This is a genomic window from Alkalihalobacillus sp. BA299 (assembly GCF_017745675.1).
In the GTDB taxonomy this organism is placed as follows: domain Bacteria; phylum Bacillota; class Bacilli; order Bacillales; family Bacillaceae_F; genus Alkalihalobacterium.
This window is the reverse complement of record NZ_JAFLJM010000032.1, coordinates 15918-27674: the sequence shown is the minus strand read 5'-3', so window position 1 is coordinate 27674 and position 11757 is coordinate 15918. Positions and strand designations below refer to the sequence as shown.

11 protein-coding genes and 8 pseudogenes are annotated in these 11757 nt (G+C 34.8%); 6 read left to right on the top strand and 13 right to left on the bottom strand.

Annotated elements, in window-relative coordinates; genetic code table 11:
• Positions 1 to 297: 297 nt before the first annotated feature.
• The 3 genes and pseudogenes from J0N78_RS24385 to J0N78_RS26710 all read right to left on the bottom strand — a co-directional run bounded on the left by J0N78_RS24385 (position 298) and on the right by J0N78_RS26710 (position 3354).
• Complete coding sequence (locus tag J0N78_RS24385) at positions 298 to 564, bottom strand: hypothetical protein (RefSeq protein WP_209125682.1); 267 nt, start codon at positions 562 to 564, stop codon at positions 298 to 300.
• Entirely contained in the window at positions 536 to 1777 is a 1242-nt protein-coding gene (locus tag J0N78_RS24380; protein ID WP_209125681.1) for an IS91 family transposase, read from the bottom strand. Before J0N78_RS24380 ends, J0N78_RS24385 begins: the two co-directional genes overlap by 29 nt.
• A gap of 559 nt (positions 1778 to 2336) precedes the next feature.
• Positions 2337 to 3354: pseudogene (locus tag J0N78_RS26710) on the bottom strand (IS3 family transposase).
• A 254-nt stretch (positions 3355 to 3608) separates the two neighbouring features.
• On the opposite strand from J0N78_RS26710, the gene J0N78_RS24360 reads away from it, so the two are divergent.
• The 4 genes and pseudogenes from J0N78_RS24360 to J0N78_RS24345 all read left to right on the top strand — a co-directional run bounded on the left by J0N78_RS24360 (position 3609) and on the right by J0N78_RS24345 (position 6419).
• On the top strand, positions 3609 to 4397 hold the full coding sequence (locus J0N78_RS24360; RefSeq protein ID WP_307795004.1) for a tyrosine-type recombinase/integrase: 789 nt from the start codon (positions 3609 to 3611) through the stop codon (positions 4395 to 4397).
• A gap of 776 nt (positions 4398 to 5173) precedes the next feature.
• Positions 5174 to 5542: a zinc-ribbon domain-containing protein gene (locus tag J0N78_RS24355; protein ID WP_209125677.1), complete on the top strand. Its 369-nt coding sequence runs from the start codon at positions 5174 to 5176 to the stop codon at positions 5540 to 5542.
• Positions 5543 to 5676: 134 nt separating this feature from the next.
• Positions 5677 to 5910, top strand: a pseudogene (gene tnpA / locus J0N78_RS24350) (IS200/IS605 family transposase); the annotation flags it as partial.
• 92 nt (positions 5911 to 6002) lie between these two features.
• Positions 6003 to 6419 carry a hypothetical protein gene (locus tag J0N78_RS24345; protein ID WP_374193961.1) on the top strand — a complete coding sequence of 139 codons (417 nt, stop codon included), beginning with the start codon at positions 6003 to 6005 and terminating at the stop codon, positions 6417 to 6419.
• A gap of 567 nt (positions 6420 to 6986) precedes the next feature.
• On the opposite strand, the pseudogene J0N78_RS24340 reads toward J0N78_RS24345, so the two are convergent.
• The 5 genes and pseudogenes from J0N78_RS24340 to J0N78_RS26640 all read right to left on the bottom strand — a co-directional run.
• Positions 6987 to 7551 (bottom strand): annotated as a pseudogene (locus tag J0N78_RS24340) (electron transfer flavoprotein subunit beta/FixA family protein); the annotation flags it as partial.
• A 114-nt stretch (positions 7552 to 7665) separates the two neighbouring features.
• Positions 7666 to 8283 (bottom strand): TetR/AcrR family transcriptional regulator, encoded by a 618-nt coding sequence (locus tag J0N78_RS24335; RefSeq protein WP_209125676.1) that lies wholly within the window; start codon positions 8281 to 8283, stop codon positions 7666 to 7668.
• 122 nt (positions 8284 to 8405) lie between these two features.
• Positions 8406 to 8525 (bottom strand): sporulation histidine kinase inhibitor Sda, encoded by a 120-nt coding sequence (gene sda / locus J0N78_RS24330; RefSeq protein ID WP_209125675.1) that lies wholly within the window; start codon positions 8523 to 8525, stop codon positions 8406 to 8408.
• Positions 8526 to 8936: 411 nt separating this feature from the next.
• The gene (mce, locus tag J0N78_RS24325) at positions 8937 to 9365 is read right to left on the bottom strand and encodes a methylmalonyl-CoA epimerase (protein ID WP_209125674.1); all 429 of its coding nucleotides are present in this window, start codon (positions 9363 to 9365) and stop codon (positions 8937 to 8939) included.
• 60 nt (positions 9366 to 9425) lie between these two features.
• Positions 9426 to 9485: pseudogene (locus J0N78_RS26640) on the bottom strand (hypothetical protein); the annotation flags it as partial.
• Positions 9486 to 9598: 113 nt separating this feature from the next.
• Here J0N78_RS26640 and J0N78_RS24315 point away from each other — a divergent pair.
• Positions 9599 to 9757 carry an acyl-CoA dehydrogenase family protein gene (locus J0N78_RS24315; RefSeq protein WP_209125673.1) on the top strand — a complete coding sequence of 53 codons (159 nt, stop codon included), beginning with the start codon at positions 9599 to 9601 and terminating at the stop codon, positions 9755 to 9757.
• Here the strand turns inward: J0N78_RS24315 and J0N78_RS26635 are convergent.
• From J0N78_RS26635 to J0N78_RS24300, 5 genes and pseudogenes are all read right to left on the bottom strand, one after another.
• The gene (locus J0N78_RS26635) at positions 9719 to 9829 is read right to left on the bottom strand and encodes a hypothetical protein (protein WP_374193960.1); all 111 of its coding nucleotides are present in this window, start codon (positions 9827 to 9829) and stop codon (positions 9719 to 9721) included. The two genes, J0N78_RS24315 and J0N78_RS26635, sit on opposite strands and share 39 nt — an antisense overlap.
• Positions 9830 to 9943: 114 nt before the next feature.
• The gene (locus tag J0N78_RS26630; protein ID WP_374193959.1) at positions 9944 to 10267 is read right to left on the bottom strand and encodes an acyl-CoA dehydrogenase family protein; all 324 of its coding nucleotides are present in this window, start codon (positions 10265 to 10267) and stop codon (positions 9944 to 9946) included.
• A gap of 54 nt (positions 10268 to 10321) precedes the next feature.
• Positions 10322 to 10772 (bottom strand): annotated as a pseudogene (locus J0N78_RS24305) (3-hydroxyacyl-CoA dehydrogenase family protein); the annotation flags it as partial.
• 1 nt (position 10773) lies between these two features.
• Positions 10774 to 11028: pseudogene (locus tag J0N78_RS26030) on the bottom strand (acetyl-CoA C-acyltransferase); the annotation flags it as partial.
• A gap of 164 nt (positions 11029 to 11192) precedes the next feature.
• Positions 11193 to 11300 (bottom strand): annotated as a pseudogene (locus J0N78_RS24300) (hypothetical protein); the annotation flags it as partial.
• A gap of 117 nt (positions 11301 to 11417) precedes the next feature.
• Here J0N78_RS24300 and J0N78_RS26705 point away from each other — a divergent pair.
• Positions 11418 to 11747: pseudogene (locus J0N78_RS26705) on the top strand (DDE-type integrase/transposase/recombinase); the annotation flags it as partial.
• Positions 11748 to 11757: the final 10 nt, after the last annotated feature.

Below are 11757 nucleotides of genomic sequence, written 5' to 3'. Positions count from 1 at the left end.
AAAAAAGGGTTCAGATCCAATCTCTACTTCACTTAATGCTCTGTTCCTAAACGATTCATAATAGAATGATTTATAAAATAGCTCAATGGATTATATTTATATTCCATCAAATCATAATCCACTAATAGGATGGGCATTATTTGATGATTACAGCCACAAGAGTATATCATCTCTGCCATGTTTTTTACCAGCAGTTGCCACGAAATTTACCACTTGCTGTCAACATGTTTACCAATAGAAGAACGTCAAGGTCTTGAAGGAACAAAATCGCTAACGCGACTTAATCACGTCCCGAGTTTATTCTTTAACCTCGGGACTTTCTTTCGCTTCTCTTAATGTGCCATTACATTCTGGACACTCTAGTTCTACTTCTTCCCCTTCTTCTAAATCATAGGAAAATTCACCAATAATATACGTTGGAACCTGATCAATACAACCACAATCCATACACTTAAATGAAACGGTTTCCTCTTCTTCATCTAAATTCAACCAATCTTCAATATCCTTAAACAAATCTTCCTCTTCCTGCTTTTGTTCATCCAGCTTTTCCTTTTTCTCGCTCATCACATCTTCTCCTCCAATGTTTAATCATTTCCACTTCGTCCATGTAATGATAGACGAAACCATAGTCCGAATGCCATATCTCTGCTAAATCCATTTTTCCTTTACAATGTGGACATTGAAGAGGGTCTTTTTCGAAAGCTTCCATCATTCGTTGTCGGTAGGTTTTCTTTCTTCGCTTTTGTTCAAATAGAAATTCAATTTGCTTTGTACGTATAAAGTTCCACACGTTTATAATCTTTTTTGACTGCCTATCTTTCCTACGGCTGTACAGACCGAACCGTCCCACCATTCGAAAATGTTTCGGTGGTATATGTTGAATAAGTTCATAAATAAACCGATAAACAGACACTTTCTTATCGATCCGTTTCCCTGTCTGATGGTCTTCGTACCAAAAATGGACAGAGTTATAGTCATACTTTTTAATTCGATATTCGGCAATCGCTGGTCTAGCCAAATATCTCCCAATATATTTAGCGGCTCCTTTCGCATTTTTCATTTTCTTTTCTTCATTCACATAAAAGCCATGAGGGTACCGTATGTATAGCTGATCGATTAACTCTTTTACATCGTTCCGATTGGGATACCATTTCATCATTAAATCCATCAATAACTTTTGCCAAGACTTTCTTAAATAATTGTATGGAATATAGTCAACCGAAACCCATTCTTTCTGTTTATCTATTGCACCTTCAGTCACCAATGCATGAATATGAGGGTTAAATTTCAGATCTCTTCCAAACGTATGAATAACGGTTATAACGCCAACTTTTAATTGTCTTTTCTTATTTTTCTTCTTGTACCAATAATCAAATACTTGTGCGACTTCCTTAGCTAGTTCATTTAACTTTTTTCTATCTTTGAAAAATACCTGACGAAGTTCTTTAGGAACCGTGAACACCATATGCCGATGAGGAACATTTAATATGCATGACACTTGTTTTTCTGTCCATTCGTCCGTATATTTCTTCCCGCAACGATGGCAAAAACGACTCTTACAAGTAAAACAGACGAAAATAGGGTCTGGATTCCCCTCACACCCTAAACACTCATATTTTGCATATCCAATATCTCTTGTACCACAACGCATTGCTTTTTCAACCGTTTCTTCTATATCCTTTTGTAGTTCTTTTGGAAATAATCGATTATGGAGCTTCCACAATCCATCAAAGTGATCCTTTAGAATTTGTTTAACAACGCCCTGTTTCTTCGCCATACCTATCCCTTCCCATTTTTTATTTCTATTTTACAACATGACTTATCCACAGATTAAGTGATTTTATAATTTCCAATACAACAAAAAAACCGCCCTTCCTCGTAAATTAAAGGAAAGACGGTTTGTAACGTCTGCTCACGACCATTTAACGTATGATTATACGAAAAATAGCAATAAAAAACGCTACTTACATCGTTGTAAGTACCGCTACTCTGCGTTTAAGATGGTACCGGTGGTCGGGTTCAGAAAAAGTTTATATTTATTGAGTTTAATAGGTTTTGTGGAAACGATGTGTAAAATTTGTGAAAACTAAATAATGTGTAAATAGCTGTTTATTAGATTAGTAGCTATAACGAATTGTATCCCTAAAAATTCATTGGTTTCTTTCTTTATCTTATACTATGTTTTATTTTATAATTTCTTCCTTTCAATCACTTTGATACTACGTCAAGATAATAGACACAGATTTTTTTAGCTTTTTACTACCGCGCTGCCGCTTGGTGACTTTGATAAAATCATTTAAATAAGAGCATTTTAAACGATTTTATCAAAGGTAAATTTAGCCCGCCTGCTGCTTAAACATTTTCTCGAACTCATTGGGTGTATAGTAGTTGAGAGTTGAATGAATTCTTTTTGAGTTATAAAAAAACTCGATGTATTCAAAAAGTGATTTTTTCGCTTGTTGCCTTGTTTTATATCTTGACTGATAAACTAATTCACGTTTTAAAATTCCATGAAACGACTCGATGCAAGCATTGTCATAACAGTTTCCTTTACGGCTCAATACTACCAACCATCTTGTATTTTTTTAATAGATTTTGATATTCTTTTGACGCATATTCCATTACGCTCGTTAAATATAACCAGCCTTCATTGGTTGGAATGTAGGTAATATCTGTTACCCATGCTTTATTGGGGCTTTGAGCCATAAATTGACGGTCTAACACGTTGTCACTCATTGGATGCTTATGGTTGGAATTGGTTGTAGCTTTATATTTATTGACTGTACATGACTTCCAGTTATTTTTGGTCATTATTCTTGATACCGTTCGTTCGCTAACCTTTACACCACGCTTATTTAGTGTCTTTGCAATCTTAATACTTCCATAACGCTGCTTAAATTCCAGGTGTGTTCGAAGGATTAATTTGTCCATCTTTTCTCGCTTCTTTTTGTTGATCACTTTTTGGTCGATTAATCCATTTAAAGTAACCACTTTTAGAAACTCCCAAGACTATGCACATCTTCTCCACTCGGAAATGGGAGCGATTCATATGAATAAATTCATATTTTACCGAGGGCTTTTCGCGAAGTAGTGCATCGCCTTTTTTAAGATTTCATTTTCCTCTTCTAGGTCACGCAATTGTTTTTGTAATGCTTTTAGCTCAGCATCTTAACTGGAAAACTTTTGTACAGCTTTTACTTCTGGCTGTTGCCCGTACTTTTTTACCCAACCATGTAGTGTATTTTCATTTACATCTACTTCTCGTGCTACCTGTGCTACTGGTTTATTATTTTCTAACACGTACTTTACCGTTTCTTTTTTAAATTCTTCGTCATAGCGTTTTCCCTTTGGCATTATAATGCACCTCACAAGTTGTTATTTATTTTATTATAACAATCTGTGTCTACTTTTTAGTCTAGCATCAAACACTCACACGATTCCTTTCCGATTATCTGTCAAGTTAGCGTAAATACAATAAAGTCCTATCGAGATACTTTTTAACAGGTGTTAATATACTTTGATTTTGAATTAAATATTAGACCGGAGCACCTTACTTTTGAAAAAATAAAAGGTTTTCTTCTTTGGCTTGAAAATTCGCGTAACGTTGAATTAACACCCGTAATCAAAGGCTAGCGGCAATCCATAGTTTCTACCGTTATGCACAGTCAGAACACCCTGAAAATATTTTTGAATGTCAAAAAATTCTAGGAATTCCCTTCAAAAAGAGAGAAAAAAAGACAGTTGAATTCCTCTCACAAGAATCTTTAGGTTATATATTGAAACAACCTGATACCAACAAGAAGAAAGGGCGTCGTGATTTAACGTTAATGATTACTCTTTATGATACAGGGGCACGAGTACAAGAATTAATTGATTTGAAAACAAGAGATATCAGACTTACGAAGCCCGCCACTATTACTCTAACAGGTAAGGGAAAAAAACGAAGAAGTGTACCTATTATGGATAAAACAAGAGGTTTGTTGGAGAATTATATGACAGAAAACAAACTATTGGAAAACGGAAAACAAGATTATCCACTTTTCTATAATAGTAATAGACGCCCATTCACAAGGCCTGGAATTACATATATTTTAGAAAAGTATTTAAAACAGGCCAAAGAAACTCATTCTGATGTTCTGTTCTCTGACAGACTTCATCCACATATGATCAGGCATACAAAAGCTATGCATTTATTGGAGGCAGGTGTAAATCTTATCTATATAAGGGATTTACTAGGACATGTAAATGTAACTACAACTGAAATATATTTAAGAGCCAATACGGAAATAAAAAGAAATGCATTAGAAGCCGCATATATGGAGGTTGTGACGCAAGATACTCCTGTTTGGGATGAGGATACAGATTTATTAAAGTGGCTGGAGGAATTTTGTAGATAGGAATTTTTGAATATTATGGAAAGATATTTTTGATTACAACTAAGGTGCATACTCTTTATTATAGATATCTTTCCATAAACAAAAACTTTCGATTCCTGCGACCTTTAACTATTCTTTTAGTTAAAGGTCTTTTAGTTAGGTGTCGAACGTCGATGCGGCTTAACGGAAACGGTTCTTCTTATCCCTCCTGGACTTGATCGTTTATGCGGTTTACGGTTACAATCTTCTTCCCTTGATTTGTCTTCGCCATGTTTTCTCACCTCCTACTAAAATATCAAATCAAAACTAGTATATGAATAAAAACTAGATTTAACTATATTACCATTTTTTCACTATCATCAATAAAATAAGCTTAACACCTAAATATAGTAAAGTAAACAAAGATTAGATACAACATATAGATAATTAGATCTTAAACATAAGTTTTTATTAATTTTTCTCTAAATTCTCCATTTCCACTAATGCTTCATCTAGTAAATTCTTTAATTTTGATATTCTTGTTAACTGAGTATAGTAAAAACACACACACATTCCGAGAAATAGAGCAAACCACCCAAAAAATTGAAAGTAAAAAACAAAACTATTTAAAACAATTTCACTAATTACATTATTAATATTTTCATCAAAGTTTAAATTAAACGCTTCCCGCAAATGAAGCGGTTGATCAGATACAATATCAAATGTTCCTTTAAAAGACTACTATAAAAATACTTGCACAAGTTCCCCCAATTATTGAGAGGAACAACCTATTAGATAAATCCCCAGAAATAGAAAGGGTGTGGGATTACAAAAAAAATTCCCCTTTAAGGCCAGAACATTTTAAGCATTATTCAAATTATATGGTTTGGTTTTCTTGTGAAAAACACCATTCTACTTTAGCTCAAATAGGTAGCAAAGCAAAAGGTCATGGTTGTAAGATTTGTGCAGGTCAAGTAGCAACTAAAGAAAATAATTTAAAAAAGGTATTTCCTAATCTCGCTAAAGAATGGAATTATAAGCAAAATGGTTATGCTACCCCTGAGGAATACTTACCTTATTCAAATCAAATAGTATTTTGGGACTGTCCCAAGTGTAAATCAACTTTTGATAAAAAGATTAATGAACGTACTAGTGGAGGCGAGAATTGCCCTTATTTAATGGTTTAGAAAACCCCTGGCTATGCCGGGGGTTCTAAAGAGCTTCTAGCGTGGTATTAAAAAAACCTCACTTCATGGTAGGATAAAGTTGGTTTCCCGACCACTTCATCTCACCATAGAAGGAGGTATGCCCTGTGAAGGACATGAATAGTTTAGCACACACGACTTGGAATTGTAAGTACCACATAGTTTTTGCTCCAAAATACAGAAGACAAATCATATATGGAAAATATAAAAAGAGCATTGGACAAATCATCAGAGATTTATGTGAACGAAAAGGTGTAATGATCCATGAAGCAAATGCTTGTCCGGATCACATCCATATGTTAGTGAGTATTCCCCCAAAGTTAAGTGTATCTCAATTCATGGGTTACTTATATAAATGATAAATTAAGAATGTACATAAGTGACCGTTTAAGTATGTACAGTTTCGATAATCTAGCTGCATAATATTCTTGAGGTGAATATTATGCATATGCAGTTAAATATTAATACAGATATCGAAATTACAAGTCTTCTAGATTTACCAAAATTAAAAATGTTGATGGAGAGTTTAAAAATGAAAATCAATAAGAGTAAATTGGCTCGTGATATGGGTGTTGATCGGAGGACAATTGACAAATACTTAAAGGGCTATGAACAGAAAACTACTAGGGAACGCTCATCGAAGATTGATGACTTTTACGACATCATAAAGCTCCTTTTATCAGAAGAGTCAAAGCAGATTTTTTATTACAAACGAGTATTATGGCAATATTTAAAGGATAATCACGGGCTAGATTGTGCCCAATCTAGCTTCCGAAGGTACAAATCAAGTAAAGTGGAGTTCCAAAGTTATTTTGAATCGGGAAAGCGTAAGAGTTCAAACTCATTGTTTGGGTTTTAAGACATCAGATATGGTTGCAAACTAGAAGCTTTGCTCCAAAAGGGAAGTGGATCGGGTTAGAAGGTGATCCATTACATCCTAATTACTACCCAGGGTTTCTTAATCCTAAAGGGAAATGTCGATGTGGTATGGGGGAGTATATTCATTGCCACTTGTCTAAAGATTTAAATGAGCCACTACTTTTTAATCCTAATTTAGATGGCACTAAAAAGAGTTACATTAACTTTTTAGTGTCCAACTGGGATAAAACTAGGAGAAAACCGCATAACAGTGTTATAAGCCAATTGAAAAAAGCTATGCTTCTTGATGGGATTAAAATTATATAACAAATTCGTGATTAGAAATAATCCTGCTTTTTTCAGAAAAGAGTTAATATCTACAGTACCACATTAAATGTTTAATAAAAAGTAATCGTAATTAATTAAGAACTTATAGTTACTTCGAACCAAATAGCAAGGGAGATAGAGTCTTAGCAAAAGAATGATCTTCAGCTAAAGGGTACAAGAGCTAAATAACAGGAGTTGTCAGTCCGATGGCTCCTGTTGCTTTGTGAACTATATAATTCCTTGGCAATGACGGATAACGCAGTTCATTTAAACCTTGTTGGCAAGTAACTAGTACTGGAAGTGAAACCTCAACAATCTCAAGGTCACCTTCAACATGGCGCCCCAATTGTTGTTGTCTCACCATCAACTATTAATTTTGTAATCGTTGTAGCGGCTGAAATTCCTAGCTCCTCAGCCAAACGTGGTATAACTTGTCCAGTTCCATTATCAACGGCAATGTTACCAGCTAATATGATGTCGGTTTTTTTATCTTTTAAGTAAACTACTAAAATTGTCGCTGTCAAGAATTGATCTCCCTCTTCTACATCATCACTATCAATAAGGACAGATTTATCTACGCCCATTGCTAGAGCCGTCCGAAGTTTTTTTCAGCCTCTTCTTCTCCGACAGTAACTACCGTTACCTCCCCACCGTACTCGTCACGTAATTTAATCGCTTCTTCAACCCCATACTCATCATATGGATTAATAATAAATTCTGCACCATCTTTACTTATTTTTCCACTGTTAATTGTAATCTTTTTCATCTGTATCAAAAATACTTTTTAAAGTAACATAAATATTCAATACCTATACCTTCACTAGCGTCATTTTTTCTATAAAATAAATCTATTCCTCACAATGCTTCAATGATCAATGCAAGCTGCTGTAGCACCACAACTTCACGTATATATAATGCTCCTATTGACCTTTATTAAGACTACTAATGATTAGATTACTTTGACTCTTGATATAAGTTTCAATTGAGAATACACTTTTCAGGAACCTATATTGAAGGACCCATAATTGCCCTAACATTCTAATGTTTTGTGACAATAGATAATTATTTTTTTTATTAAGTGCAATTCCTTCATCTTTTAAACAAGGCATAATTAACATTTCTATCGTTTTATTAAGAAGTTCCTCATTTTTTATCAGAATACTTTGACTATCCTTAGGAACAGATTTAGATTCCTGACATATAATTAAAACTTCGTCCTTCATTTCATCATAAATAGTAACTAAACATTCTATTATTTTTTTCAATCGTTTATATCCCTTTGTCTCTATCCTCTCTATTTCTTTGATTTTACATAATAAATCTGCATATATACTTTCCATGACAGAGATAAGGATATTTTCTTTGCATCCAAAGTATTTAAAAATCGTTCCAAAACTCATATTAGATTCCTTTGCAATTTCTCTTGTTGTCGTTCTATCATAACCCTTCTCAATAATTAGTCCAATTGCTGCTTCAACAATAATCTCCCGTTTCTTATTTACTAGATCTCCACTTTCTTCTAAGGATACAATCGACATAATGTTAACCACCTCAGTATCATTTAAACTAACTATCTAGTAAAGTATTCAAGCACTCTCTTTACATATTTCGTTCTGGGGAAATTTAAACCTAGAGATTGTGCATATGCCTGGTTCTAGTTTTATCTTATCCCGCGCTTTTTAAATTCTTTAAGTAATATCTCAACAAATTTTTCATCAAGTCCATACTTATTAGCCATAAAGTAAGTTTCAATTAACAATTCATCACTCAAAACATCCAAATTATTTCCCCCTTTATTCTTATCCTGTTGTCAATACTTTAGTGTGAAATATCGATATAATCCCGTTAGTTACACGTCGTTAATAGGCCTTAACGAAATATTCGTGTCTCCAAAGATAGTGGTTGCTTTATCGAGGCACAATGAATCTTATTTTAAGCTATCATGTGGGAGATATATCTTACACCAATGTTAACGTTATCGACCACTTAAGCGGGTAATCGAACAACTAAACCAGTCTTTCATGGGCCCTTACTGTGCCCCATGGTTTAAAGTTCTGTTTCATTCGGCCTATAGCAGACTTCTATTTTCTAAGACTACATGCTAGTTTAAAAAAAGTTCAAATCAACCTTCTAGAGCTAGAACAACTTCCTCATATGCCCTCTTTAAGATTGAAGTTAACGTTTGCTTATATCATTTATTTAACTCTTTCGTTTTTTCGCATAATTCGTACAGAATTCCACCTGCTGTTTTTGGATGCAAAAAGGCCGCTTTCATTTCTCCTGCTCCCTTTATAGGCTCATTATGAATCATTTGAATACCACTTGCTTTTAAATGGTCAATTCGTTCTTTGATATTTGATACACCCAGTGCAATATGGTGAATACCTTCCCCACGCTTTTTAATAATTTTAGCAATTGTACTATCTGTCGATAATGGTTCTAGTAATTCAATTTTAGTTTCACCCACTTTTAAAAATGCTACTTTTACCCCTTGTGATGGCACTTCTTCAATTCCCTCTAACTTCAAATTTAAATGGTCTACGTAAAAAGGGAGTGATTCATTAAGTGATGACACTGCAATTCCAATATGATTAATGTTATTTTGCTCCTGTTTTCCCATGATTATTTCTCCTTTTCGTTAGCATTCGAATACTACTTCTATTAAGATAATAAATATTTTTTAATAACAATTCTTTTGAATTTCACTTGTTCCCTCATAAATTTCCGTTACTTTAGCATCTCTACGTTCGACTGGGTAATCTTTTGTATAACCATATCCACCATACTTGAACTGCCTCTTTAGAAACCTCTACTGCTGTCCGTGATGCAAAAAGTTTATAGTAGCAATGAACTATGCAAAAGAACGTAAGCAATGGTTACCCGATTAGTACACAACAAGGGTTAGCCTTTAAGTTGGCCGATATTTCGACAAAAGTTGCGGCGGCAAGGCTATTAGTCTATCAAGCGGCTATTTTAAAAGATCGTAATTTGAAATGTGGAAACAAGCATTAATGGCAAAGCGGCTTCAGCTATACCTAACGCTTGAGCGGCAATGCCAATTCGACCATAATCTAAGTTCGACAAAGCAATTTTAAACCCACTACCTTCTTCTCCAAGAAGGTTTTCTGCTAGATCGCATCTTCAAACGTCAACACATTCGTTCTAGAGCCATGAAGCCCCATTTTCTTTTCTTTTTTCCTACCGAAAACCAGGTGTATCTTTTTCTACGATGAAGGCCGAGATCCCACGTGAACCTTTTTCTGGATTCGTTTTCGCAAACACCAAATACGTACCAGCTTCTCCACCATTGATAATAAACACTATCGAACTGTTTAAGATCACTATGATGTACGAAGTAAAGTCCATTCCTGAACCATCGTACTCCTTAGCAATTGGAATTCCCATTAACCCAAGCTCACCCATTTGATCAATGATCGGACGTGGAAATGTATCATTTTCTTCCATTTCTTCAATAAAAGGAGTTATCTTCTCGGTAGCAAAATCATGAACCATCTTTCTCATTTCTTGTTCTTCAGTAAATCATAAATTCATCGTTATCACTCCACTGTTTTGTTATTAGTTGCACACATAAAATCCGCGGCCAGACTTTTTACCGACCCAGCCTGCCTTCACGTATTTATGCAGTAATGAACATTGGCAGTACTTATCATCACCAAAGTCCTCGTATAATATTTCCATAATGTATAGACACGGATCTAAACCGCTAAAAACAGCGAAGGTTAGTGGACCCATTGGATGCTTCATTCCTAACTCATCACTTCATCAACAACTTCAGGAGTAGCAACACCTTCAAAACCGGTATATATGGTTTCATTAATCATCGGCACTAAAATACGGTTCGAAACGAAACCTGGGAAGTCATTTACTTCTAATGGTGTTTTGTCTAGTTGCCGAGATAAATCTTCAATGTCATCATATACTTCATCATCTGTTGTCGCAAAGCCACGAATAATTCAACGAGCTTCATCAAAGGGACTGGATTCATAAAATGCACCCTGATTGTTTTTTAAATTGGCAATTTTCAGACCAATGAGCGCAACGGCCGCGAACGCTTCAGTTATTTCAAATAATGAGATATCTTCTAATTTCTTCTCTGTCTTCTAGTCATTTGTTTATAACAACCCCGAGTGTTTCAGGAAATCCTTCCTCTCAATTGCAAGAGCTGTATGGCCAACAATTTTAGCTAAAATAGATTTTCCTTCTTTCTCCGCTCTTTGTTCCTACATCAGTACAAGTGCAGCGGCACCATCATTACTTCTAGGGTATTCAAGATGCATGGGCATACAGGAATTATGAGTGAACGCTCACTTGGATCAATTATGGGAATGAATGCAGGAACAGAGAAACTTGGTTTAACTAGAGAAGATCAAGTGCCATTTGCACATTTTTAAAGGTACAAGTGAACCCACCGACTCCTATCCACCCTTACAATAAAATCTGGATCACCGGCACGAATGGTTTGATCAGCTATTGTCACACTGTACATTCTGGATGCACATACCTTATTAATCGTCTCTGTTTGTACACGCAACGGAAGTCCAGTGTGATCACTTGCTTAACTAAATGGATTCGACTTTACTGGAAGTATTAACCAATTGTAGAGATCCTGTACAAAGACGTTCGAATTCTACGCCTGTCCCTATATAGATAGATAAAATGTCCAAAGTGTGGTGCTCCATCTGAGTATTTGTATAACAACAATGGAAATAAAGGACAGTATCAATGCAAGGTGTATTCTGGTCTTTTCTGTTCTAAAAATCGCTAATCGAAAGAGACCATCATTAAATGTCCTCATTGTTTAAAAACACTCGAAAAGAACAAAAACGGAAAGACTTCAACGTTTCAAATATAAAAACAATGCGTGTTCTTACTATAAAAAATAATTTAAGTCAACTGTCTTCAAAAGAGAAGACGCAGTTTAAGGAAGATCCTCACTTTCAAAATACGGTATATTTTCCGAGAGTTTAACATCGAATATCAGTAGTATAGGT

What these genes read in the sequence shown, in the direction of transcription:
- J0N78_RS24385 (WP_209125682.1), bottom strand. Translation starts at nt 564, where the DNA reads ATGAGCGAGAAAAAGGAAAAGCTGGATGAACAAAAGCAGGAAGAGGAA.
- J0N78_RS24380 (WP_209125681.1), bottom strand. Translation starts at nt 1,777, where the DNA reads ATGGCGAAGAAACAGGGCGTTGTTAAACAAATTCTAAAGGATCACTTT.
- J0N78_RS24345 (WP_374193961.1), top strand. Translation starts at nt 6,003, where the DNA reads ATGCATATGCAGTTAAATATTAATACAGATATCGAAATTACAAGTCTT.
- J0N78_RS24335 (WP_209125676.1), bottom strand. Translation starts at nt 8,283, where the DNA reads ATGTCGATTGTATCCTTAGAAGAAAGTGGAGATCTAGTAAATAAGAAA.
- mce (WP_209125674.1), bottom strand. Translation starts at nt 9,365, where the DNA reads ATGGGAAAACAGGAGCAAAATAACATTAATCATATTGGAATTGCAGTG.
- J0N78_RS24315 (WP_209125673.1), top strand. Translation starts at nt 9,599, where the DNA reads ATGCAAAAGAACGTAAGCAATGGTTACCCGATTAGTACACAACAAGGG.
- J0N78_RS26630 (WP_374193959.1), bottom strand. Translation starts at nt 10,267, where the DNA reads ATGAGAAAGATGGTTCATGATTTTGCTACCGAGAAGATAACTCCTTTT.